Consider the following 25,911-nt stretch of genomic DNA (forward strand, 5'->3'; position numbering starts at 1 on the left):
TCCTGAAGTTAAGGGATTTAACTATTTTTTGCATTTTTTAAATAGTGGTTAATTTTCTCTTCCAGCATTTTCATGTTAATCGGCTTGGAAAGGTAATCGTCCATTCCCGCTTCCAGACAGCGATCGCGGTCTTCTTTCTGGGCGTGTGCGGTCATGGCAATAATCGGGATGTGTTCTTCGGTATTTAACTCTTTAACGCGAATTTTTTGTGCGGTTCGTAAACCATCCAGCACCGGCATCTGCACGTCCAGCAAAACCAGGTCATATTTTTTATTCTTCATCATATCAAGCGCTTCCTGCCCATGGTTGGCCACTTCTACCTTGTAGCCCATATTTTCAACCATGCGCTTGGCCACACGTTGATTGATAACGTTGTCTTCTACCAATAAAATCGTTACTTCGTCCTCTTTCGTCTCCTTTTGCGGTTCGGATTCTTTGATCATCATTTCAGAACTTAAGCGCGGTTGCTCATGAGTAAGAAACAACGAAAAATCGGGCAGCTCCTCAACTTTTTGATCCTTGACCTTGGGAAACGTCAGCTCAAATTCAAAAGTCGTTCCCACATCTGGCTGGCTGGCCACCTTAATTTTGCTTCCCATCATCTCGATTAATCTGGAGGTAATGGTAAGCCCCAATCCCGTACCGCCAAATTTACGCGTTAATGATGAATCTACCTGTTCAAAAGAGTTAAAGATTTTATCAATCTTATCTTGAGGAATTCCGATGCCCGTATCCTGAACCACAAAGAGAAAATCTATTTCATTTTCGCTTTCATTTTTCTTGATTACTTTAAGCGTCACGCTTCCTTTTTCTGTAAATTTTATGGCATTGCCGATCAGATTAATCAATACCTGCCCCAAGCGCGTGGGATCGCCTTTTACATGTTTGGGGTTATTTTTATCCCATTCCAGTTTAAACGTCAGGCCTTTTTGCCGGGCCATTATGGAAAAAGCATTGGCGATGTGCGTTACCAGTTGTTCCAGATCAAAAGGAATGAACTCCAATTCCAGCTTTCCGGATTCAATTTTGCTGAAATCCAGAATCTGATTGATGATTTTCAAAAGTTCCCTGGCCGAAAATTTTACCGTTTGTAAAAACTCTTTTTGCGTTTCGTTAAGGTTTGACTGATCCATTAGATCGATCAGCCCGATAATGGCGTTGAGCGGAGTCCGCAATTCATGACTCATATTAGCGATAAATTCCGATTTGGCTTTATTCGATGCTTCGGCCTGAATAATGGCATGGCGCAAACGAGATTCGGTTTCCTTTAACTCTGTAATATCAATGGCCACGCCTAAAGCCCCTTCGATCTTATTCTTTCCATCCTTAATAGGGGAAAACCAGAAGCGGTAATATTTTTTGCCCAATTTCCGGATGCTTTCAAAGGACTCTCCATTAAGCGCTCTTCTACAGTCTTCTTCTAATCCGCTTCCGCTATGAGATTGACGACAGATATTTTGACCGACAAGCGGCTTAAATTCTTCCTCCAGTTCATTTAATCCCCGCCCCTGGGCAAAAGTTACCGTGCCTTTGGTATCAATCAAAAATAAAATGATGGGTGTGTTACTTATAATGGTTTTTAGCTGAAATTCACTTTTTTCCAGGTGCCCGGCTATTTTTTTTCGGGCGCGACGTTCATAATACAATTGAGTGGAAATTAAGATCATCAATACAAACAAAGAAGCCAGCAGAATGATCAGCCATTTTGAGAGATACCAGGGAGCGTTTATGCGCAACGGCAGGCTAAAAACAGGGCTCCAGGCTTTTCCTATTTGCCTTGCCCGTATCTGAAGTTCAAAATTGCCTATGGGTAAATTACTTACTAAAATTTCTGAGCGAGCGTCTGGCGCCGACCAGGTATTGTTAACGCCCGGAATCCGCCATTGATACTCAACCTTGTGCGCAGGGAACATCAAAGCGGCAACCAATACCCTTAATGTCGTTTTATATTCCAGCCCTTGTTTTAAGTCTTTTAGAGAAAGATGGTGCGCTTCGTTAATAATCAGATCAACGATTTGAGGGGAAGAGGTTTTTTTGATTGTAAAAGAATCCATTTGTTGCCGATATATTCCGTCGTAAGTTCCAAAATAGATTTTATCCTGAGTATCCAGGGCGACGGAGCGGAAGGCAAACGTCTGATTTTCGAATCCAGCCAGATCGTCAAAATATATTTTAACGGTGTCCATGATGCAGTAGGCGCCGTGATCCGTGCCCACCCAAAGGCGATTTTGCCGATCAACCAGCACCGAACGCGCCGCCCGCTTTCTGTCCAGTCGTAAAATGCTTGCTGTTGTGTTTTTGATTTTGATGATTCCAAGGTTTGAGGCCAGAAAAATGGTAGAATCCTGAGCCGAAAGCGCAATGTCGTAAACCACAGGCGTAATATTTTCCAATTTGTTTAAGGGTAAACTAAGATTCACCAACTTTTTTTGGTTTAAACGGTATTCATAAAGATAGGTTGAATCGCCGCTACCTCCGATGTATAATTTATTTGAGAAGGCCTTTACCACAACAGGAAATCCCTGCAACCCCGATCGTTCGTCCACAACTTCAATGTTTTTGGGCGGACGTAAGCGTGTTAAACCCTTAAAATCGCCCTGGGTAATCCAGATGGTATTGTCACGATCAGTTGCCAGAGAAAAAACCGTATGATTTGTAACAAGCGGAATGTTGCGCCTAAGTCCTTTTCTGAGCAACGTGATATTTCCGTTAAAATTTCCCAGAACAATTTCTCTTGAATTCACTCCGATGGTTGAGAATAAGGCGTCTGAGCTTTTGAGACGTAATTTTAATTGATAACGTCCGGGATGTTCCGATAGTTGATAGACTTCCTGGCCGTTTGTTGCAACAATGTGTTTTTGCCCGTCATACGCCAGGTTTTGAATGGCGTAATTCGAAAATCCAACAATTTTTTCAAAAAACGGCTTATAAATTAAGGCCACGCCGTTATCGCTGCCTGCCCAGATTTCCCCGCCCTTTGAAACATACAGATCATTAATCACCTTGAATTTCAATTTATCAAAAGATATTACAGCGGAGCTTTTTTGCCAGTCGGGCGAGTAATATAAACCGGAACCGGACGTTCCCATCCACAGATATCCTGCCCGATCTATGGTCAGCGACAGCACATTTTTTATTTTAAAACGCAGTCGAGCCCGGAGCGCTGTAGGGTCGCTAAAAGAAAGCTCGTAAACGCCCTGCGAAGTGGCTAAAAAGCAACGATCGTTTTCAAGTTTATACACATCGTTTATGGCGTAGAAGGGGGAACGCGATTTTATGCTAACCTGAATAAAACTATCCGATTTGCTGTCGTAAAAAAAAGCAAAACCGGATTGTGAAAGAAGCAGTAAATCCTGTCGTTCATTTTCCAGGAAGAAAAAAGAGTTTAAATAACTTTTTGATTCAACGTAGTCCGGAAAACGGTAGCGTTTAATTTTATTGCCTGGTAAAATGCGCGCTACAGAATTCGGCTCGCTGATCCATAAATTATTTTTATGGTCGCGGTAAATCGATTTTGGATAATATAAAGCGCTGTCGCTCAAGTCAGGCGATGTTTTGAATATGGGCGTAATGTCAACCTTAATGGAGCGTTCTTTCACTAAAACAAGGCCCTGGTCGGTGCAAACCATTAAGGTATCCTTTTTTAAAGGGAAGATGCTTTTTACATACCTGCTGGGCAGTTGTCTGTCAAACACTTTAAATCTTAAGCCGTCAAAGCGCGCCAGTCCTCCGTCGGTTGCAAACCAGACAAACCCTAAGTTGTCCTGGATGGTTTGCTTGATCAGGTCCGAAGGCAGCCCGTCTTCATAATTGTAGTATTCAACAGAAAATTTTTGGGCAAACAAAGTACTGCTTAAAACTAACAGCCAGACAAAAATTTGATTTTTTTTCATATAAATTGATTCCAGCGTTTTAGTTCGTTTAAAAACGTTATCGACCTGCTTTATGGTTTATTTAACATTTTCAGGAATGATAGAAAAAATCTTTACCATCATTTTTTTCGATTTAAAAACGAGATAACGCGCCATAAAAGATTTGAATTGCAATAGCGAAACGAGTAAGTTTAACGTTTTAAAATTAAAGAAATAGAAAGGTGGATCATGCAAAGAATTCGCATTGCACACAGTCCTGACTCTGATGATGCGTTTATGTTTTATGCCCTGGCCAAAGAAAAGATTGATACCGGGGGTTTTGTTTTTGAACATATCTTAAAAGATATTCAGACGCTAAACGAAGAGGCATTAAGAGGCGTTTATGAAGTTTCGGCCATTTCCATCCATGCCTATCCCAAAGTTGCGGATAAATACATGCTACTGCCGACCGGTAGTTCCATGGGAGATCAATACGGCCCGATGATTATAGCCAAACAGAACTTAACTAAAGAGGACCTGAAGCAAAAAGTCATTGCCGTTCCTGGCGAAATGACAACGGCTTTTCTGGCTTTAAAGCTCTTTCTTCCTGAGGCCCAATACAAAGTTGTGCCGTTTGATCAGATCATGCCTGCCGTTCTGGAAGATCAATTTGAGGCGGGATTAATCATCCATGAGGGGCAGCTAACCTATTCCGAAAAAGGACTGGTTAAAATTGTTGATCTGGGGGAATGGTGGTATGAAGATACCGGCCTGCCGCTGCCGCTGGGCGGTAATGTAATCCGTAAAGATCTGGGGCTGGAGACGATGAAAAAAGTTTCCCGTTTAATCCGTCAAAGCATCCAATATTCGCTGGATCACCGTGAAGAAGCGCTGGAATATGCGCTGCAGTTTGCCGGCGATATGGCCTCTGATCTGGCAGACCGTTTTGTGGGTATGTACGTAAACCACTGGACGCTCGATTACGGCGACATTGGGCGAAAAGCTGTGAGAACTCTGCTGCAAAGAGGATTTGAAGCCGGGATCATCAAAAACAGGCCGCAGGTGGAGTTTCTGGAAGATTAGAATACTTCCTTCGAAAAATGTAATGCCTTAGCGTGCGAAAATTTTTGTGCTGTTTTAAAAACTCATCCCCCAACCCGGGGCTGTCCCAAAAGTCAAAGACAATGTATTTTTATAAAGTTTTTTCTTTCCCTCACCCCCTTTAGTTCCCCCTCTCCCGAAAATCGGGAGAGGGGGAAAGGGGGTGAGGGCTATTGTAAACTTTTACCTATATTTGCATAAAAATACATTTAATGTCGCTTTTGAGACACCCTCGGGCGTAAATAGCGCCGATTTGCTTGGCTCTTTAGTCTCAGAATTGTTTGTTTAATCATTTTCTGCGATTATTGGCGTAATCTACGAGAAAATTACTTTGCGCACGTTGCGGTTGATTTTGGTTGCGGCTTCGCTGCCTTAGTTAGCTGCCAGGCAAATATCCATAAAAAATTTGCCCTTTCCCCGAAGCGCATCGACTTTGCGGAAAGGGCTTTTTTTATTATTTATAGCCAAACAACACAGAATAAATAATCAAGACAATAATCGTAATACCAATGGTTAAAAAGGTCATACCCATAAAAAAGATAAAACGTTCTTTTCTCTTATCGATTGAAGTTTTGACGACGACCTTTTTTAATTTGTCCTGAGACTTTAAGTATTCATATTCAGCCGGCCGATCTTCCTTATATTCATCCACCGGAACCAGGCCGGTAAAGATCACTTTATCCATCGGAAAAGATTCTGGCCGTAAATGGGTGTTAAAAAAATGGATGGTGAAAATGAAGCCCACCGCTAATAAGGCTTCGTCGCTATGGATAATTCCGGCCACGTTAATAAACCATCCCGGCAGAAAATGGGTAAAAAATTCAGGAAACCACAGCATCAACCCCGAAAGGCCAATGACCGCCACGCCCCAGAAAACAGCGAAATAATCAAATTTTTCCCAGTATGTCCAGCGCCCGTATTTTGGTCTTGGGCCCAGCCAGAGGAACCATTTAATGGTTGCAATAAAATCCTGCACATCTTTTTTGTTGAACATCATGGAATGAGGGCCGGTAATAAATTGCCAGAAATTTTTACCGCTGGCTTTCATCCGTTTGTAAATCAGGTACAAATGAACCAGGAAATAGCCAAACGTAATAACGGCGCCGATTCTGTGTATTGTGCCGGCAACTTCAACGCCGCCGATTAAATCCGCCAAAAATTTAGCCCATGGCATTCCGGAAAATTTGAGCATCATGCCGGTAACGGCCAGCGACAAAAAGCTTATAATAACAAACAGATGGGTAATGCGGTGCGAAAGGTCGAAACGTTTAATGTAATAATTTACCTTTTTATCCTGGTGCGCTTTTTTACGGCGTCGATAGTTTTCAATGGAGCGGGGGAGCCATAACAGCGTGTGCAAGCCAAAAAAGGAAAACACGCCGATTAAAAGAAAGGTCATTGCCTTGTAAGTGTAATACAAATATGGGTATTTCGTGCGATCGTGGTGCGTGGCGTGCGTTAAATAACCGGTAAACCTTGCCGACGCGTCTTCGTGACATTTCATGCAGGTTTTGGTAATATTATGGATGCTTAAACTCGAACGAGGATCGTCCGGCGGCAAAATATTATGCGCGGTATGGCAATCGGAACACTTGGCCGCTTTTAAATAGCCCAGTTTATATGTTTTGCCATGCATGGTCTCCAGATAGGTCTCTGCAAGCTCTTTGTGGCAGGAGCCGCATTGAGCGGTTACTTCTGTCATAAATTTATCTTTTCCCACAAACTGAATGGTATGTGAAGAGTGACAGGTTGTGCAGCTTGGCAAATTTTTGTTTTTATCATTGCTTTTACCATGAATACTATTGGTAAATTCTTTGTAAATTCCCAGATGGCACTGGGAACAGGTGGCCGGAATATTGCGCGGGTTTACAGACGACTCTGGGTGTTTATGATTTAATATGTTGTGCGAGGTGTGGCAATCCGAACAAATGGCCGCCGGCAGTAAACCCTGTTTTTCCAGACGCTGCCCGTGGATACTTTTAGAATAGTCGGTCAGTACATTGTGTTGACTCAAAGTATCCATGGCCGCAATATTGCTGCCTGCGCGGTGGCAATCGCCGCACAGCCTGGGAATATTGGAGCGAAAGATCGGAGAATTTTCATCATTAGCGGAAAGAACCAGATGTGTGCCGTGGCAGGTTTTGCAATCGGGCGCTTCTTCCAGGCCCTTTTGTCTGGAAATTCCGTGACCGCTGTGTTTATATTGTTCGCCCAGGTCAATATGGCAGCTGGCGCAATCTACCTTACCGGCCGTTTTACATGGGCGTTGTAAGCTTGCGTCCACATCCGAATGGCATTTAACGCAGGGCACTTCCCGATGAACGGATTGTTTGATTTTCTCTTTATTAACATAGAGCGATACCTGCTGGCCATCCTCCTCTTTATGGATTTCTTTATTGCCGTGACAAAGCAGACAGGAGCGATCGGATAAACTTAATAGCAAAGATTCCTTTCGCGCTTTGTGCGGAATATGACAATCGGTACAGGTTGGAATGGAAGAAGGATCATTGCGCCATTTTTCGCCCTTTATGACCTTAACATGAACATCTTCTATGCGGCTGTGACATTGGGTGCATGTTTTAGCGATGTTCTCCGGAGCAATGGACGAGCGCGGATCGGTATGAGGTAGGATTTGATGGGCATCGTGGCAGTCGGCGCAGGCCGCCGTTACAATCAGCCCCTTTTTAAACAAACCTTCGCCATGAATACTCTGGCTGTAATTTTCAAGGATATTGTGTTCGGGTATTTTGTAGATTCTGGCGACCGGCGCTCCTTCACGATGGCAACGTCCGCACAAAAGGGGAATATTCATTTTAAAAACCCTGGAACGCACATCCGTTTCAGGGTATATGTCATGTGTTCCATGGCACTCCCAGCAGGAGGGGGCATAACGATCACCCCGGGCAAATGCCTTGCCATGAAACCCGATGTCATATTTTTCCTGCTCGGTATCGTGGCAATCTCCGCAATGGGGCGAAGACAACCTTTCTGGATGCGGAAATTCTTCAACATCGGCATCGGCATGACAACTAACACATTCCAGGTCGCCGTGTACTGACGTTGCAAAAATATTTTCATTTACAAATAACGATACTTCTTCTCCGCCTCTTTCGGTGGTTAATTCCGGATCGGAATGACACTCAAGGCAAACGTCATTTTCTGCCAAAAGAGGATAGATAAAAAAGATAACAACTAAAAACAATATGTGTTTTTTCACTTCCCTGATACCCTTAAAATTTACTGCCCCTTATTTAGTTTAACAATCTGTGCATAAAATAACAATATGATTTTGTGAATATGAAATAATTTTCATATTTCCCCTTCCCATAAAAACAAACGCCTGCCAGATTCGCGTCTGACAGGCGCCTGTTATTGTTTTGCAAAAGTTGTCGGTTAAACTGTTTCTTGCTCTTTACTTGACGAGCTGGTTAAGAATCATTCTTTTTGATCGCCTTTTTATTATACTTTTCTTTTCTTTCTTTTATTATTCTTTCGTATTCAAGCGGATGGTGATGTTTTAATTCTTCCAGCGATATTTTACCGTCAACCCAGGTTACGTTCATGGGATAAACATCTGGATGATAGATCACGAAAAACCAGTGCCAGACTAAAATAGCCAGCGACGCCAGCCAGGCTTCGTAATAATGCACGATTTCTGCGGCTTCGAAAAACCAGTTTGGTAAAAAGCGGGCGAAAAACTCCGGGAACCACAGCATAAATCCGGTGGCGCCCATAATGATCACACCCCAGATCAGGGCAAGGTATTCGGCTTTTTCTGTGTAGTCGAAGCGGTCATATTTCGGCTTTTCTTTGCTCAGGCCCAGATAGAATTTCATATTTTGCCAGAAATCTGTCAGATCTTTTCTGGTTGGCATCAGGGCCATGATTTCTTCTCTGCCCTTTCTGGAAAAGATAAAATATCCAGCCTGAATTAAAGAAATAACCAGCATGATTATCGCTGCAATGCGGTGCAGGGTGCTTCGTATGACCTCATCCATGCCCATCCCGTAGAGCGCCCGCACCCAATAGGCATCGGGGAACTTGAGGGCAAAGCCGGTAACCACAAGAGTACCAAAGCTTAAAATCAGCAGCAGATGTTGATACACTTCAAAGGTCTGAAAACGGGGCACCAGTTCGCTGTACTTTTTGGCGCGACGTTTTTGGCGGATATGATACACGACTATCAGTAGATTATGTAAGATCATTCCACCGATCACAATGAAAATCATCCATTTGTAAAATGCTCTTAAAAGATAAGCGATGTAGTTTCTATCTTTTAGACCGATCGGATGGACTTCTATTTGGGCGAATTCCGGAGTTACATTGCTGTGGCATTGGCTGCAGGTGTTTACCAGATTTTTTGGATTGGTGGTGGCCAGAGTATCATGCGAATCACGGATGGAATGGGTTTCGTGGCAGCTGGTGCAGGTTGCCGCCCGGGGCGATCCTTTTAAAACAGCCAGGCCGTGATAGGTGCGAAAATAAGACTCGAACCGCCGGTAATCCAGGCCAAAACGTTCCATTAGTCGCTCGGAAGAATGGCAGCCGGCGCAAACTTTTGTGGCCTCCAATTCCGGATGTTCAAAGGGGCTGCCGTTCGTATAGCTCTGAATATTATGCTCTCCGTGGCAATCGGTGCAATTGGGCGATTCATGATGACCGCGTTTTAATGAAATCCAGTGTATGCTCTGCGTGTATTCTTCAGCTTCAGCATCGTGACACGTGCCGCAAGTTTCAGGAATGTTCAGCTCGCTTAAGTTGGAATTGGGATCTATGGCTGGTTTGATATCATGGCTGCCATGACAGGTAATACAGCTGGCCACATTGGCCTCAGGGTCTTCGGCAAAAATTCGGCCGTGAACACTTTCGGCATAAAGTTCCACGGGGTCCATTCTCTTGTGCCCAAACTGGCGCATGACCTCTGTATTGGAATGGCAGCTTGCACATGTTTTTAACAGGTTTTTTCCATAGACTTTGGAGCTGGAATCTACAGCCGAGCGTATGTTGTGCGTTCCATGGCAGTCCCAACAGGTGGCGGCAATTTGAATTCCCTGTTTTCTGCCCAGGCCATGGATACTCTGTTCATATTCTTCATAAACATCCTCATGGCAGTTTGCGCAGGTGGGCTCGCCCAGCGGCACATCATCCGGATGGTCTTCGCCCACGGCGTGGCAGTCCGTACATTGAAAATCTGCATGAACAGAGCCCTGAAGATGTGCCGAATCGACGAAAAGTGAGACCTCAACCGTGTCGTTAACAACCCTGGTTAATTCAGGATCAGAATGACACTCCATGCAGGTTTCATTATCCATCTGCGCATAAAGCAATCCGCAAAAGGTCAACAAAATCCATAACCATAAAACTTTTTTGACGTTCATTAACAAATCTCTCCTATGTTTTAATCACCTACCCTGAGCGATTGATAATTGGAATGGTGCGCCATTGGACGCATAACATATAGTTTATACGAGGGATACGAAAAATACATAACGAACACCTTTTTTACCCGAGACCTTAGGTATAATATTCACAAAAATATAGTTCAAAGCAAGCCAAAATTTCTAAATTAAATATACTCTTCTCTTCCAGCTCTGGTTACAATGTTTGTGTTGGCAATTATACTAACCTGTTTTTCTCCATTATGTCTGTTTTAATTCACTCGATTAAATTTTGCTCGTTTTAAACCAGTGCTGCGCACGCTTTACATATTTTAGAAAAAAACGCCTCTCGATTTACCAGCCGTTCATGCAACTTTTTCAGAAGTTTTGTTGACGTAAAAAATAACCGGAACCTTCAGGGAAATGATTGTGGCTTTTGAAGCCCGGGCAGCCTCAACATCTCATTAATCTTCACCGAATCGCGATTAATCTTTTTTGCTGAAATTCTGAGCCGCCAACGTCAAATTAAAGACAAAAAATCTATTAAGAGTATTTTATAAACTGCAGAATGATTGCCAGGCCTCACGCAAAAAAATACAGACCTTTTGTAAAACAGGGCAAAACCAAATCGAAAATTTGATCTAAACCCTGCCCGGATGTAATGAAATCTAAAACGATTCAGATTTTAATACATTTTTTCGATGAAAAATCAGTTCCCTCCAATATGACAATTGGCGCAAGGCGTGGCCTGGTCGTTTTGACCATCATGACAGTTGTTGCAGGTTAACAGGCCTTCGTTTTGTTTTACAAAGGCGCCGTGGTTTTCGGCGCTTTTAAAATCGAGCCAGTAAGCGGGGTGTGGATAGCTGATCGGCCGGTCTTGTTTGTTGTGGCAGTCAATGCAAAAGCTTTGATTGGCGGACAAATCCTGACCGTGGCAGGAAATACAGCTAACTGCGCCTGCGGCAACCACTTTAAAAGCATGAAACTCTTCGGCCTGTGGATTTGCCCAATCCGCAGGGTGCGCTTTATTTTCTATCGGGGTTTCCATTTTGGCGCAAGCCAGGAAAAATAATCCCACACTGGCTATGAGTAATATTTTTTTCATCAGTCGGTCCCTACCTTTTTCTCACCCATTAATTTCCATGACAGGTCATACACACCACGTCGGCATAAGCGTCGTTGTGGCAGCTCATACACGCATCAAAATCGATCTGCGCCTCGCGAACATGTTCGCCCCCATCGCCGGCAATGCGATTGGCCCAAGTAGGCAGGGCATGGTTTTGGGGCATTACCCGTTCCGAGCGATGGCAGTCAACACAAAAGGCCTGCTCCTGATGACAGGTCAGGCAGTTTTCTTTATTGCCTTTGGCCATCAGCCCGTGCGTGTAGCGGTAGTTCAGGGGATGCGCCTGCCGATTAAGATTGTCGCCTTCATGACAGTCGCTGCAGTAGGTTGGTTGATGGCAGTGTTCGCATGAATTTTCGTCCATTTGCTGAACCAGGCCATGATCTTTACGCCAGTTGAGCTGGTGAGTGGCCGGCAAAAAGTTTAGCGATGGTTCGTGGCAGGTAAAACATTTCGATTGGCTTTCCACCACATCGGCTCCCACATGACAGGCATTGCATTTTTCCTTTGTCGGAAGATGAAAGTCCTGCGTGGTTTTCGCTGTTTCCACGCCTTTATGGCAGGTTAAACAATTGTTTCCTTCTTTATCCACGTGCAGTTTGTGCGGAAAGCGACTGTTAAATCCTTCCAGACGTCTGGCGATAGCAGGCTCGTCGGCATTGGTATGGCAGGCGGAGCAGGGAGTTTCTTCTTCATCGTGGCAGCTGTAACAGGTTTGCATCTCCGGCATTAGCACGTCCTGCCAGTTTTCACTTTCTATCGCTTTGCCATGGCAATCCAGACAAGCAATCTCCTGTTGCTGCACATGAAGCTGATGCGAAAAAATAATCTGATCTTCCTGTGCCAGGGCTGAAGAAACAAGCAGAAAAAAACAAACAACTAAAAATGGTTTCAACTTTTGCATGATATTCACCTTTTTTACCAGACAAAACTAATATGGTTTAAGACGCGTTGATCCGATTTGAAATCTGCATTTTGCAGCCACTGGTATTCCAGTTGAATGTTCCAGTGTTTTAAAAAGCGGTAGCTCAGGCCCACCGCATTGGCCAGTTGATTTTCGTAATCGTAGCGTTTTTCGAATCGATAGCGCGTGTAATCAATGCTCAAATTAAGCGTTAACTCCCGCATTATCCGATAGCGGTAATTAAACAGCGCTCCCATCTGGTCGCCCAGATCGCCCGTTTCGTAAACCAGTCCAAAGCTGCCGTGACGATCCGAAAGCATGGCAATAAAACGATTTCCATAGCCTTCTTTTAGCTGCACGCCCTGCATCATGCCGGTAATGGCATATTGATCAGTAAGTTGATAAACCACATTGAAGCCGCTTAACAAATAGCGATCAACCTCAAAGATCTGAAAATAAGAAGTATTGTAAATTTGCGGATATTGTTGTTTAACATAAGCGTTGATTAACAATTTTGGGCTAAACTGGTAGCGGGCCGAAAGGTACAAACGGTGCAGGCGGCTGTTTACCAGGTCGTAGTGCGCCTGGGTTAACACCAACAAATGTTTAATGCTGTAGTTGCTGAAATTAATTCCGGCCAGTTGCCATTGGGTTTCGCTTTGCGCGTTTTTTTGCAGGTACACCAGGCTGATATTGCTTTTAAACATTCTTTTAAACTTTAACTGCGTGCCAAAAACGGCGGCTTCATCCACGGCATAAACTTTAGCCGCGCGCAGCAAGTGCGTTTCCACCCCGCCGTAAACCTGCCATTCGAACCACTTTAAGGGTTTAATATTCAGATTTAATCCGTCCAGGCTGCCCAGGGTAACTCCTGGATGTAAAAATTGACGACCGATTTCAAGATCAATCATGTTAAATAAATTTTTCTTGGAAACGGACAGGCGATAGGCTCTAAATCGTTTAACGTTGTCCAGCTCGCTGTCGGCCAGGTCGGTCAGGGCGCGGCCGGCCAGATGTAATTGCCAGCCTCCCAGTTGATTAAAGATCACATTGGCGCTCAGCGTTTGATAAAGTCGCGTGTGCAGTTCGGTTTTGTCGGAGCCAATCTCTTCTGGCGCGCTGTAGGCATAAACCGAGTTTCGCATATAGCCATTGAACTCCACGCCCTGAGCAATGGTACAGCTGATTCCCGCTAACAAAAGGCTAATTCCCAGCATACACTTTTTCATGGCAATCTCTCGCTTTGTTCATTCATTAAGAAAAAAGCGAATAACAACGGATTCGCTTTTTTGGGTTTACTATTAATCGGTAAACACCGGTTCGTTTGCTCTTAATTCATCGTCAAGATAAGTAGAATCGACATCGCTCCTTTTAAGCAAAATTTCATCGTGGCTGTCGTGGCAGGTTTGCCCACACCAGGCCGTTCCGCTGGTATCGGTTAAAAATGTCCAGCGTTGAATATTATGCGGCGTGGTGTATTTCCAGGTTGGGGCGTTATCAAAGGTTGTTAGTGAAATCGAGCCGTTCCAGTTGTGGTAAGTGTCGGGCGCAATCGGAATGTGGCGAACCAGCGCAAAATCTGTGGTGCGGAAAGAACTGGTGTTTTTCAAATAATTTTTGCCAATCTTAAAAGTTGGGTAGGAAGAACCGGTGATACCTTCTCCCACGTGACAGCCGTTACAGCTTTTGTAGGTTTGCGAATGACATATCTGGCATTGCAAAGTGGTGTTGCCCTGAACATGCGTGGTGTGGTAGAGATTTTCCGTATTAGTGTCCAGCACATCGGGATGGCAGTCGGTGCATTGCGCGACAAAGCTTTCGTTTTCAACATAGCGATAGGGATACAAATTGCCGTCGCCGTGCATCTCATCGGCGGGATGGCAGGCCATACAATTCATCCCTTTATTGTAATGCACATCGGCCTCTTTCACATTTTCGTAGCCTTCTTCGCCTCTGTGTAATCCGCGAAACTCTTCGCCCACGCGCGAACCGTGACAGGCGGTACAATTATTAACCAGGCTGGGCGTACGGTAGAATTGATGAGCTTGCTCCAGGCCGCTGTTTACGGATACGGGACGAATAACATGGCATTGACCGCAGGCGGCATGGCATTTAGCGCAGTCTGCGTCAAAACCGGCTTTCATGTTAGCGTCTGTGCGTAAATCCATTCCTCCGGCGCGAATTTTAAAGCGTTCGTAAAAACCGTTTTGCGTATAATGTAAAGAGGTTTCAAATTTTGTGGTGATATCGGAATGGCAGGCGCTGCAATACACGTCAAACTGTTCACTGGGTAAAGCTACAAAATCCGCAGTCGCAGCATGCGCAGCGGCTTTGGCTTCTTTGGTTAATGGGGTGTTAGAATTGCCGCCATGGCAGGTAGTGCAGGCCAGTTGCCCGTGTACGCTGCCCAAAAAAGTTTCCGAGACAAAAACTCGTTCCGCAGGCCCCAACGGGGCCACCGCGCCGCCTCAGCCCTCGCCCGCTTCGCCGCCGCTATCTTCCAGCGGTTCGGCAACCTCTTCTAAAAGCGCCTTATTGGTGTGGCAGCCCACGCAACTATTTTGTTGCGTTACCTCGTATATGCCTTCTTTTTGCGCAATATCGCTTTTTTTCTCCTGGCAGCCTGCCAGACCAAAAAATAGCGCCAAAAACGAAATCCATAAAATTTTTTTCACGGCGTCACTCCACTTAATTGGTACCGATTTAAAAATTAAAGCAGGGTCAGGGTGTTTACAATAACCCGACCCCGCTTTTTTCGTGAAAATATTTTCAGATTTGACCTATTTTTCTAACGCAAAATCGTTGGCGTCCGTATTTTCATTAAAAGGACTAAGCACGCGAACATTTGCGTCTTTAGTCCAGGACATGATGCCCCATTTCAAATTAATCGCATTATAGCCTAACAGATTCAATACGGTTGTGGCAATCTGGCCGGTATGACCGGTGTAGCAGTAAACCACTACTTCACGGTTGGGGTCGATTTTTTGCAGATTTTCCACTTTGGCTATCTCTTGCCAGGGAATGTTAATGGCGCCGGGAATGTGACCGATGGCATAATGGTCTGCGCTGCGCACGCTGATGATCTGCGGATCGTTGGAAGCGTTGCCGTCATTTAAGTTGTCGAATAACGCCTGAGCCAGGATAACCGGCGCCTGGGTAGAAACATACTGATCTGCGGCGGCTTTAAGAATGGTCATTGCATCTTCCGAATCGACAAAGTTCGGCTCCGGCAGATCGTAGGTTTGAGCGGTCGGCACCTCCGTGGTTATGGGATAATCGTGCGCGTCGGTATCTTCGTTAAAAGCAGCAGCCGCTCTTACGGTTTGATCTTTAGTCCAGGACATGATGCCCCACTTCATATTGGTCACATCGTAACCCAGAACCTTTAATACTGTTGCGGCAATCTGGCCGGTGTGGCCGGTGTAACAATAAACAGCCACTGTTTTGTCGGTTGGAATTTGGGCCAGGTTCTCTTCTTTGGCAATTGTTGTCCAAGGGATGTTAATGGCGCCAGGAACATGGCCTTTGGCATAATCGTCAGCGCCGCGGACGCTTACCACAAAATAGTTGTTCAATCCGTCATGAATGGTCTGTGCCGGGGTGACCGGATTACTCCAATTGGCGATGGCTTCATCAACGACCGGTTGAATGATTTCGAAGTTGCTCTTCTTTTCTTTATCGTCATTGTCGGTAGAAGAAGAACACGAAAAAAGAAAAGCCAATCCGACTAAAAGAGATAAAATGGTAAAATATCTGCGCATCATTGCGATACTCCTTTCTTGGTAAAACTACAACAAGTATTTGTTTAAATTTTCACAAACATAGTTGCAATTTGCGTACCAATTTTTATGTCATTTTTAAGTTGTTGTTTTTGCAGTAAATAAAACGAGTCTGGTTGATTGGCGTGTGAAACAAAATGTTTCGACCGGGATGTAAATATAGGGCTTATTAGTTTAAAATCAATAAAATATGCTGGGGTTGAAACAAATGGTTCAGCTGTTTCAAAGTGAAACATTGTTAGGCCGGTTTAGCGATATGCGGAATTTTTTGATTTTTATTAACATAGTGTTGTAAATTTTCATCTTGTTAATATTGGTGCAAATGTTGCTACCATGTTTCTTTAATGGTTAATGGGGAGAGCGAAATGGTTGATCCAAAAATAGAATGTAAAAATTTAACAGAGATCATATTAGATAATATCACCGAGGGCGTTTTTACCATTGACCATGAATTTAATATTACCTCTTTTAATAAAGCCGCCTCCCAGATTACCGGCTTTCCTACCGAGCAGGCGATCGGGAAAAAATGTTATGATGTTTTCCGGTCAGATATTTGCGAAGAAGGCTGCGTATTAAAAAAGGCTATTGAAAACGGAAAAAACAGCTATTCTAAAATAGTTTATATTATCACCAGGAAGGGCTTTCGCATTCCGATTAAAGTAACGGGCGCCGCCCTAAAAGACAAAAAAGGAAACATCCTGGGAGGTGTGCAGACTTTTCGTGATTTAAGTACTGAAGATGATTTGCGAAAATTCATCCGTCGCAACTATTCCTATCATGACATCGTTTCCAAAAACCCCGCCATGTGGCAGCTTTTTGACCTTTTACCTCAGGTGGCAGATAGTAACAGCACCGTTTTAATTGAAGGCGAAAGCGGCACCGGAAAAGAATTGGTCGCTCGTGTTATTCACCAATTAAGCACCAGAGCAGATAAGAATTTTGTGGCCATTAATTGTGGCGGGCTACCTGACAACCTGCTGGAGTCTGAACTGTTCGGTTACAAGGCAGGCGCTTTTACAGATGCCAGAAGAGATAAGATTGGACGAATTGCGCTGGCCGAAGGCGGCACGCTTTTTTTAGATGAAATTGGCGATATTTCCCAGGCTTTTCAGGTGAAGCTTTTGCGCTTTTTACAGGAAAAAACGTACGAGCCGCTGGGCTCTGTTGAAACCATTAATGCCAATGTGCGAATTATTGCGGCTACCAACAAAAACTTAGAAGAATTGGTGGCCGAGGGCATTTTTCGCAAAGACCTTTACTACCGAATAAAAGTGGTTCGGTTACATATTCCCCCTTTACGTCAGCGCAAGGAAGACATTCCTTTATTGATCGATCATTTTATCAGAAGATTCAATAATTTACAGGGCAAAAGTATCGAAGGCGTGTCTCCCAGAGTGCTGGAAGTTTTAATGCGCCATTCCTATCCGGGCAACGTGCGCGAGCTGGAGAACATTATTGAGCACGCTTTTGTGCTGTGCAACGAGGACATTATTCAAGAAAAACATTTGCCCATTGATTTGTTCGAGCAACGCCCCGAAGAGATACAGGATGAGTATCAGAAAAAGCTAAACGAGATGGAAGCGGAATTAATTTTGCGTACCTTAGAAGAGCACAACTGGAATCGTCAGGCTGCCGCTCGTGCCTTAAATATCCACAAAACCACACTTTTCAGAAAAATCAAGCGCCTGGGAATAAAGCTACCCCACGTCGATGGCCGCCACCGCCACGTAAACGATTAACCTTTGTAGAGTAGCAGGGTTGCGCCCTTTGAGTTGCGAAGCTGCTACACAACACATTGAAACGCTACCCTAATTTTATACCACAATCATGCCCGCAGCGTTATGGACAGACTGTATCAAGTCTGGCATAATATTTGTTAAATATTTCTCAAAATAAACGTATGGGAAAAATGAAAGTTGCAATACCTGTCTGGAAAAATAGAGTTGCGCCGCTTTTCGACGTGTGCAGCGTTGTAAAAATCCTTGACACCAATCAACAATGGGCGCCTGCTAAAACGCTTGAATTAAAAAGAAGCTCTGTGGGGCAACGCCTGTCAGCCTTGTACGATGCTGGTGTGGAGGTAGTTGTATGCAATGGCATCAGTTTATTTTTAAAGTGTTGCCTGCAGTCGCGATCCATTCTGGTATTTTGTGATCAGGATGGCAGCGAAAAGGAAGTAATTCGGAGAATTAAAGATGAATTACAGTTAATAAATGAACAAATGTGAGGGAAAGACTATCATGTCACAAACAAGGCGTTCGTTTCTAAAAGCAATTAGCGTGGCATCGCTTACGGCCATAAGCCCTAAAAAAAGTCATGCCACGCCCAAAAATGTTCTATCTGATGATCGTTTTGGCGTGCTGGTTGACACAACCGTGTGTATTGGTTGTCGCCAGTGTGAATACGCCTGCAAGGTGGAGCATGGAATGGAAGCAGGTAACCTTGATGATTACCAGGACCGTTCGGTGTTTCAAACCATGCGTCGGCCAGATCATACCGCGCTAACAGTGGTTAATGCCTACAAAGCGGATAATCCGGAACAGCAAGAAACAACCGTAAAGGTGCAATGCATGCATTGCGACCATCCGGCCTGTGTTTCGGCTTGCATTGTGGGCGCCTTTACCAAACAGGAAAACGGCGCGGTAATCTGGGATGAAAGCCGCTGTATTGGCTGCCGCTACTGTATGGTGGCCTGTCCCTTTCAGGTGCCGGCTTTTGAATATCACAAGGCTATTGAACCGAAAATCCTTAAATGCGATTTTTGTTATGACAGGCGAACCTCCAAAGGAAAAATGCCGGCCTGTGTGGAAATATGTCCTACTGAAGCGCTAACTTTTGGCAAACGCTATGAGCTGATTCAGGTTGCTCATGAACGCATTCGAAAGCAGCCGGAACGTTATATTGACCACGTATTTGGTGAACATGAAGTCGCAGGCACTTCCTGGCTTTATCTGGCCGGGCAGGATTTTCTTAAGCTTGACTTTCCGGATGTGGGCACAGACCCCGCTCCGGGCGCAACCGAACCCATTCAACACGCTATTTTTAAGTTCTTTGTTCCTCCGGTTGCCCTCTACGCCTTGTTAGGCGGAATTATGTGGCTTGGAAAACAGACGCGCGAAGAGGAGGAGTAGTCATGGAAGAATATTTTAAACCGCAACCGATTAAAAGACCGTTTTTGTCAAAAGGCGTTATCATTCTTTTAATATTGGCCGCTAATGGCATCGTCTGGAGTATTTTACGTTTCGGATTCGGTCTGGGCGCTGTAACCAATTTAAATAACCAGTTCCCATGGGGAATATGGATCGGAATTGACGTGGCTGCGGGCGTGGCCCTTGCAGCCGGCGGCTTTACCACTTCGGCCCTGGTGCACATCTTTTACCGGGAAGATTTCCATGTGCTGGTTCGCCCGGCGATTATGACGGCCATGTTGGGCTACACCTTTGTGGCCATCGGCGTCATGTTCGACCTCGGACGTTACTACAATATCTGGCATGTTCCCATTATGGGCAACAGCAACTCGGTTCTGTTCGAAGTAGGCATTTGCGTGATGACCTACCTGGGAACGCTGTACATCGAATTTTTTCCCATTGTAACCGAACGCTTCATCGGACGCGTTCATCTAAAGGGAGTTCTGAAATTTTTAAACAAACCTATCGATCAATTTCTGCGTTTTATGGATTCTTTTTTAGGAAAGACGATGTTCTTTTTCATCATTCTGGGCGTGGTGCTTTCCTGTTTGCATCAATCGTCGCTGGGTACCTTAATGTTAATTGCCGGCAATAAAGTTCATCCCTTGTGGCAGACTCCTGTTTCCCCCCTGCTCTTTTTACTGTCTGCTTTTGCCGTTGGTTTTCCCATGGTCATCATGGAATCGTTAACGGCTTCGCGTTCATTGGGTTTAAAGCCCGAAATGGATGTACTGCGCAAATTAGCCAGATTTGTCGGCCCGCTTTTAGGAATTTACCTGGCTTTTAAACTGGGCGATATGGTCATCCGCGGAACGTATGTTTATCTGAATGAAATAAATTTACAAACCGTCATGTGGGTGATTGAAATGTTGTTCGGCGTTATTATCCCGGTGCGTATGTTTTTCTGGGACAAGGTATTGCAATCGCGCAGCCTGCTTTACTTTGCTTCTTTACTTGTAATATTTGGCGTTTTTATTAATCGCTTGAATGTGTTTGTAATCGCCTACAAACCGCCATACATTTTAGAACAATACTGGCCATCGTTTGGAGAGATTTCGATCACCGTCGGGCTTATTTCCATCGAGATTTTATTATACAGGGCGTTGGTCATGATTTTCCCTGTCATCTCGGTTCCATTAAAAGGCGTAAGCGCCAAAGCAAAATATGCAATTCGGGGAGTAATTCAATGAAAAAGTTAATAACAATTTTCGGTTTTTTGATGATTTTAAGCGTCGTGGGTTGGGCGCAGCGTGTGGAGCATCATGCCAGCTTTCCGTTACGGTGCAGTGAATGCCATTATTGCGAAAAGCCAACCTATAATGAGCCGTGTTTAAAAATTTGTCCGGATTTTATTCGCGAAGGCATTACCGTTCGCCATTCGGTAGAAGATGCTCCGACTTTGTTGATTATCGACACCTTACAAAATCAGTATGCGCCGGCGGTTTTTACGCACCGCTTGCATGCCCAGATGGGAGAAATGATGGGCGGCTGTGAATCGTGCCATCATCACAATCCGCCGGGGAAAGTGCGCCCCTGCATCGAATGCCATAAAGTTGAACGGGACATGAAAGATTTGTCCCGTCCCTCTTTGAAAGGCGCCTATCACCAGCTGTGCATTAATTGCCATCGAAGCTGGGATACCGACTGGAGCAAGACTTCGGACTGTTATTTTTGTCATGAAAAAGCATCGAAAGATGTCACTAAAGACAAACAGCATCTTGAAAAGTTAGCGCAAAAGCGGCATCCCGCGCCCGAAACCCCGGACGTTTATGTGTTAAAAAGCGATTATGAAGAGGGGCCGATAGTAACGTTTTACCATAAACAACACATCGTCGCGTTTGGGTTGGATTGTAAAAGCTGCCATAAAAATAATGCCTGCGCCGACTGCCATAATCCCAATCTCAAAAAAGAAAAAGCGAAACTCGAGCACGATAACTGCCTGCCCTGCCATGAAACGGCCATCGACGAAAATTGCGAAAAATGCCATGGAACGCAAAAAAAGCCGCCTTTTGATCACGCCCAGACAGGATGGCCCTTAAAGCCTTTCCATAAAAGGTTGCCCTGTCAGGGCTGTCACAAAGATCAGGTCGAATTCAGCGCTTTGAAAACGGATTGTAACAGCTGCCACAAAACAAATTGGCAGGTTGGGACGTTTAATCATTCGGTAACCGGAATACAGCTGGATGAGAATCACGTAGAAATAGATTGTGAAACATGCCATTTAAATCGTAAATTCAATCAAAGGCCACAATGCTCGGAGTGTCATGATGATAAATCGTTCCCGGCTGATGTGCCAGGAAAAGTAATAAAGGATTAAAGACACAATGTTTGATAAAATTTCATTTAAATTAATTTTAACCATTCTGGTGGTCGTTGTGCTGGTTTTTTTTGGTTTTGCGATTATGTCGCTAAAAACGCAAAAAAATCTGGTGATGAGCCAGGTTAAAAACTTTGTTAACACGCAAAGCGAAACCATCAAAAACAGCACAAAAATGGCCATGCTCAGTAATAACAGGGAAGTTACCCATGAAATAATTCGAACGGTTGGGCAGCATCCCTCCATCCAGGAAGTCCGCATTTTGAACAAAGAGGGGCATGTGATGTACGCGGCAGATAGTGCGGAAATTGGGATTGTGCTCGACAAAAAAGCGGAAGCCTGCTATTCTTGCCACGAATCGGATCGACCGCTCGAACGCCTATCCATTTCTGAGCGTGTGCGAATTTATCGGCCGTCCCCTGATTCCGACCGAATTATGGGGATCATCAATCCCATCTACAATGAACCCTCTTGCTGGCAGGCCGATTGTCATGCCCATCCCGAAAGCCAGAAAGTATTGGGCGTGCTTGATTTAACGGTTTGTTTAAAACAGGTAGATGAGGAAATTGCCCATGTGACACAGCAAATGATCTTGATGGCCATTTTGGCGATTATTATTCTGGGCATTGTTTTGTGGCTGCTCATTAAAAAATTTGTAGATCAACCAGTAAAAAAATTGTTAACAGCCACTCGTCAGGTTGCCTCCGGCAATTTAAGCTACACCATTCCCGATTTGGGAAACGACGAATTAGGCATCCTGGCCCGCTCGTTTAACAACATGACGCGCAAGCTGGCCGAAGCCCGACAGCAATTATTCCAATCGGATAAAATGGCTTCTTTGGGACGTTTAGCCGCCGGCGTGGCTCATGAGATCAACAATCCCCTGACAGGCATTTTAACTTATGCCAGTTTTCTCCTGAAACGAACCAAAGATCAACCGGAGCTGCACAACGACTTGCAGGTCATTGTTCGCGAAACCATTCGCAGCCGGGAGATCGTTAAGGGGTTGCTGGATTTTGCCCGACAGTCCATTCCGAAAAAAGTACGATCCGATATTCATCAGGTAATCGAACGCGCCGTAACCGTTCTTGAAAATCAGTTGACTCTTAATCACATCCAGCTGGAGAAAAAATATGCGCCGCGTTTGCCCCAAATCGCCATCGATCCCAATCAAATGCAGCAGGTGTTCACCAATTTAATTGTAAACGCTCAGCAGGCCATTGGGTCTAAAGGCGGCAAAATTACCATCAGCACGGCATTGGTTCGGCTTTCTCCTTATGGTAAGGTTCAAATTAAACAGGCGTTATGTCCCAAAGGGCATGACTTAATGGATGAGCACCTGCGCATTGATGGCCTGCCATCCATCAAGTTAAAAATTCGATTGAACGGCGAAGAGGGCTTTGTGCATCTGGATCCCATTTACGGACGGAATAATTTCCGTTCTGAAATTTCGATCAAAAACGAGAATCCGGAGGACATTGTCTGTCCTAAATGTAATATTTCGCTGATTGATAAAGACCAGAAATGTCCGAAATGTGAGGCGCAGGTTTATACACTGGAAATACCGGGCAAGGGACAGCTGCACGGGTGCATTACCGATGCGTGCCAGTGGCAGTATTGGGATGCCGTTGAAAAACAGGGCCCGCGCGACTATATCGAAATTAAAGTCAGCGATACCGGCTGCGGCATTCCACCGGAAATTGTCCACAAAATCTTTGACCCCTTCTTTACCACAAAGGGCCAGCAGGGAACCGGGCTTGGATTGGCGGTTATATGGGGCATTCTGGAAAACCATGAGGGCACGATTTCGGTAAAAAGCAAGGTAGGTAAAGGAACCACCTTTACCATCCATTTACCTGTACAAACAGGATAGGTTGAATTATGGGAGCAAAACAACTATTAGCCATTGACGACGAGCCGGTTATTCTGGACGCCATCAAACGCGTTGCCGGTTCGGAAGGCTGGCAGGTAACCACCACGTCCGACGCCAGAAAGGGGCTGGAACTGGCCTTAAAACACAACTACGATCTTTGCCTGTGCGATATCAAACTACCGGATATGGACGGCTTCGAGTTTTTACAACAATTAAGCCAGGCCGGCAGCCTGCTTCCTGTTATCATGATAACAGGCTATGCCACCGTAGAAAATGCGGTGAAATCACTGGACCTGGGGGCCATCGATTATTTGCCGAAGCCCTTTACGGCGGATGAGTTGCTGAGCGCGCTATACCGCGGGGACAGGTATGTGCAGGTAATAAAGGAGTATCAGGAGCAGCAATCCAATCCCTGTTCATTGATTGTTCCCTGTCCACCGCAGTGCAGAAAATTGGGGTACTCTTCCTGGTGTTTTATCGATCACGACGGTTCCGTAAAAGTCGGCCTTACCTTTCTATTCTTAAAAATTATCGGCTCCATTCGTAAAATCAATTTACTGCCTCTGGAGAGCGAGATTAATCAGGGATTTTCATGCGCCGAAATTGAAGCGGAAAACGGTCTTTTACATCCGGTGATTACGCCTTTAAGCGGACAAATTATCAGAAGAAATGAGGAAGTGGCACAAAATCCGTTGATCATTGAAAAAGACCCTTATTTTAAGGGCTGGCTTTACATCATTGTACCCCAGAATTTGAATTACGAAATTAATCATTTAATGGTTTGTAATCAATAAATCAGCAAGCTAAATAGAAGGAGAAAAAAATGGGTGTATTTTTACTGATTGTCGCACTGGTTCTCTTCATCGTTGCCGACCTGATCATCCGCGCAATTCTGAAAAAAAGCGAAGAGAAAAAAATGCGCAGGTTACGACAGCAGGCCCTGGAAACTAACCTTAAACTGGATTTCAGCCATGAGGCTAAAACTCTTAAACGCGTGGAAGTGCCCAATCCCAAGGCGCGCATTTTAGCCGTTGATGATGAAGAGATCATTTTAGACAGTTTTAGAAAAATACTGGTTATGGCTGGCTATTCCGTTGATACCGTGGAAAGCGGAAAGGAAGCGCTGGCTTTAATCCAGAAAAGGCATTACGACTTTGTCTTTACCGATCTGAAAATGCCGGAAATGGATGGCATAGAAGTGTGCAAGGCTGTCAAACATCTGCGTCCGGATATCGATGTCATCATCATTACCGGTTACGCCACGGTAGAATCGGCCGTCGAAACCATGAAATACGGCGCCATGGACTATGTGCAAAAACCGTTCACCGAAGATGAACTGGTGGCCATGGTGGAAAAATTTTTAATACAACGCCAGGAACGCATTAAAAAGCAGTTGAAATCACGCGTTCACATCACCCATGTCGGCGAACCAGAAGTGAAAGACACGGTAGAATTTTACATTCCCGGCGGTGTGTTTATCTCTCCCTGGCATACCTGGGCAGCCCTTACGGAAGGCGGAGAGGCTCATGTGGGAATTGATGACTTTGCCAATAAGTTGATCGGAAAAATCGATGCCATTGAAGCGCCCACGCCAGGAATGGAAGTAAAACAGGGCCAATTGCTTTTTAACGTGCGCATTGGCCAGAGGTCTATTCCCTTCCGCTCGCCGATCAGCGGCCGCGTTTTAAAGATTAATGGCCCGGTCGTTGAATCACCAGACCGACTGGAAATTACGGCCTACGAAGATAATTGGATTTGCATGATCGATGCCGAGAGACTGGAAGAAGATCTGAAAAACTTGAAAATCGGACAGCAGGCCGTAAAATTCTTTGAGGAAGAGTTGGAGCGTCTGCAGGGCTACATTAAAAAATCTGTTAAATCCACCATCGATGAAAAACATGTGCCGGCCGATGGTAAGGTGTACATCGGGGAATTACAGGCCCTAAAGGACAAAGATTTTAACGCCATTGTGCACGATTTTTTTGAGAAAGAATAGCGCGTTTAATTCCGAAACACACAGTGCGATTTAAAGTGAGGCCCTGTACCGCTGAGCAGCAGTACAGGGTCTTTTAATGAATTCTGATAATGAAGCATTACGAAGAAGAGAATTAACTTATTTCCCCGCCGATCTTAAACCGTGAACGGTCAAAGCGCACTTTTAACTACATGCTTATCTCTTTTTTGAATAGACTTCTGAAAAATTATACTTTGGCTGTTAGCCAGAAAAGTCTTAAAAAACAGGGCACCGAAGAACTTTCTGTTTTATTTGAATGATGCAATTCTTCGCTTCACACAGAATGACCAATAAATCAAACTTTCAGAGCTCTATTCTTGAAAAGGAAACAAATCTAAGGCCGCCTCAGGCGACAACCATTCAGCCACTAAACTACT

19 protein-coding genes are annotated in these 25,911 nt (G+C 44.7%); 9 read left to right on the forward strand and 10 right to left on the reverse strand.

Features of this window, described 5'->3' with window-relative positions:
- Positions 1-17: 17 nt before the first annotated feature.
- Positions 18-3,893: a response regulator gene (locus Cabys_RS01470; protein WP_006928294.1), complete on the reverse strand. Its 3,876-nt coding sequence runs from the start codon at positions 3,891-3,893 to the stop codon at positions 18-20.
- A 207-nt stretch (positions 3,894-4,100) separates the two neighbouring features.
- Between Cabys_RS01470 and Cabys_RS01475 the strand changes: the two genes are divergently transcribed.
- Positions 4,101-4,934, forward strand: coding sequence for a menaquinone biosynthesis family protein (locus tag Cabys_RS01475; protein ID WP_006928295.1), 834 nt, complete (start codon positions 4,101-4,103; stop codon positions 4,932-4,934).
- Positions 4,935-5,406: 472 nt separating this feature from the next.
- On the opposite strand, the gene Cabys_RS01480 is transcribed toward Cabys_RS01475, so the two are convergent.
- The 9 genes from Cabys_RS01480 to Cabys_RS19740 all read right to left on the reverse strand — a co-directional run bounded on the left by Cabys_RS01480 (position 5,407) and on the right by Cabys_RS19740 (position 16,378).
- Positions 5,407-8,169, reverse strand: a complete 2,763-nt coding sequence (locus tag Cabys_RS01480) for a cytochrome c3 family protein (RefSeq protein ID WP_006928296.1) — start codon at positions 8,167-8,169, stop codon at positions 5,407-5,409.
- Positions 8,170-8,380: 211 nt separating this feature from the next.
- Complete coding sequence (locus tag Cabys_RS01485; protein WP_006928297.1) at positions 8,381-10,330, reverse strand: cytochrome b/b6 domain-containing protein; 1,950 nt, start codon at positions 10,328-10,330, stop codon at positions 8,381-8,383.
- A 709-nt stretch (positions 10,331-11,039) separates the two neighbouring features.
- Positions 11,040-11,438 carry a cytochrome c3 family protein gene (locus tag Cabys_RS01490; protein ID WP_006928299.1) on the reverse strand — a complete coding sequence of 133 codons (399 nt, stop codon included), beginning with the start codon at positions 11,436-11,438 and terminating at the stop codon, positions 11,040-11,042.
- 28 nt (positions 11,439-11,466) lie between these two features.
- A complete protein-coding gene (locus tag Cabys_RS01495; RefSeq protein ID WP_006928300.1) occupies positions 11,467-12,363 on the reverse strand; it encodes a cytochrome c3 family protein in 897 nt (298 codons plus the stop codon).
- A 14-nt stretch (positions 12,364-12,377) separates the two neighbouring features.
- Complete coding sequence (locus tag Cabys_RS01500) at positions 12,378-13,592, reverse strand: hypothetical protein (protein WP_006928301.1); 1,215 nt, start codon at positions 13,590-13,592, stop codon at positions 12,378-12,380.
- Between the two features lie 72 nt (positions 13,593-13,664).
- Positions 13,665-14,774: a hypothetical protein gene (locus Cabys_RS01505; RefSeq protein WP_150109263.1), complete on the reverse strand. Its 1,110-nt coding sequence runs from the start codon at positions 14,772-14,774 to the stop codon at positions 13,665-13,667.
- A 57-nt stretch (positions 14,775-14,831) separates the two neighbouring features.
- The gene (locus Cabys_RS01510; protein ID WP_006928303.1) at positions 14,832-15,038 is read right to left on the reverse strand and encodes a hypothetical protein; all 207 of its coding nucleotides are present in this window, start codon (positions 15,036-15,038) and stop codon (positions 14,832-14,834) included.
- A gap of 105 nt (positions 15,039-15,143) precedes the next feature.
- Complete coding sequence (locus Cabys_RS01515; RefSeq protein ID WP_044281125.1) at positions 15,144-16,127, reverse strand: rhodanese-like domain-containing protein; 984 nt, start codon at positions 16,125-16,127, stop codon at positions 15,144-15,146.
- 41 nt (positions 16,128-16,168) lie between these two features.
- Positions 16,169-16,378 (reverse strand): hypothetical protein, encoded by a 210-nt coding sequence (locus Cabys_RS19740; protein ID WP_150125315.1) that lies wholly within the window; start codon positions 16,376-16,378, stop codon positions 16,169-16,171.
- Positions 16,379-16,507: 129 nt separating this feature from the next.
- On the opposite strand from Cabys_RS19740, the gene Cabys_RS01520 reads away from it, so the two are divergent.
- From Cabys_RS01520 to Cabys_RS01555, 8 genes are all read left to right on the forward strand, one after another.
- Entirely contained in the window at positions 16,508-17,881 is a 1,374-nt protein-coding gene (locus Cabys_RS01520; RefSeq protein WP_006928305.1) for a sigma-54 interaction domain-containing protein, read from the forward strand.
- Between the two features lie 170 nt (positions 17,882-18,051).
- Positions 18,052-18,369 carry a NifB/NifX family molybdenum-iron cluster-binding protein gene (locus tag Cabys_RS01525; RefSeq protein ID WP_006928307.1) on the forward strand — a complete coding sequence of 106 codons (318 nt, stop codon included), beginning with the start codon at positions 18,052-18,054 and terminating at the stop codon, positions 18,367-18,369.
- A gap of 13 nt (positions 18,370-18,382) precedes the next feature.
- The gene (locus Cabys_RS01530; RefSeq protein WP_006928309.1) at positions 18,383-19,273 is read left to right on the forward strand and encodes a 4Fe-4S dicluster domain-containing protein; all 891 of its coding nucleotides are present in this window, start codon (positions 18,383-18,385) and stop codon (positions 19,271-19,273) included.
- A 2-nt stretch (positions 19,274-19,275) separates the two neighbouring features.
- The gene (nrfD, locus tag Cabys_RS01535) at positions 19,276-20,520 is read left to right on the forward strand and encodes an NrfD/PsrC family molybdoenzyme membrane anchor subunit (protein WP_006928310.1); all 1,245 of its coding nucleotides are present in this window, start codon (positions 19,276-19,278) and stop codon (positions 20,518-20,520) included.
- Positions 20,517-21,647 carry a cytochrome c3 family protein gene (locus Cabys_RS01540; RefSeq protein ID WP_006928311.1) on the forward strand — a complete coding sequence of 377 codons (1,131 nt, stop codon included), beginning with the start codon at positions 20,517-20,519 and terminating at the stop codon, positions 21,645-21,647. Before nrfD ends, Cabys_RS01540 begins: the two co-directional genes overlap by 4 nt.
- A 7-nt stretch (positions 21,648-21,654) precedes the next feature.
- Positions 21,655-23,520 (forward strand): HAMP domain-containing sensor histidine kinase, encoded by a 1,866-nt coding sequence (locus tag Cabys_RS01545; protein WP_006928312.1) that lies wholly within the window; start codon positions 21,655-21,657, stop codon positions 23,518-23,520.
- A gap of 8 nt (positions 23,521-23,528) precedes the next feature.
- Complete coding sequence (locus Cabys_RS01550) at positions 23,529-24,314, forward strand: response regulator (protein ID WP_006928313.1); 786 nt, start codon at positions 23,529-23,531, stop codon at positions 24,312-24,314.
- A gap of 29 nt (positions 24,315-24,343) precedes the next feature.
- Positions 24,344-25,516 (forward strand): response regulator, encoded by a 1,173-nt coding sequence (locus Cabys_RS01555; RefSeq protein ID WP_006928314.1) that lies wholly within the window; start codon positions 24,344-24,346, stop codon positions 25,514-25,516.
- Positions 25,517-25,911 lie beyond the last annotated feature (395 nt).

The organism is Caldithrix abyssi DSM 13497 (genome assembly GCF_001886815.1).
Lineage (GTDB): Bacteria > Calditrichota > Calditrichia > Calditrichales > Calditrichaceae > Caldithrix > Caldithrix abyssi.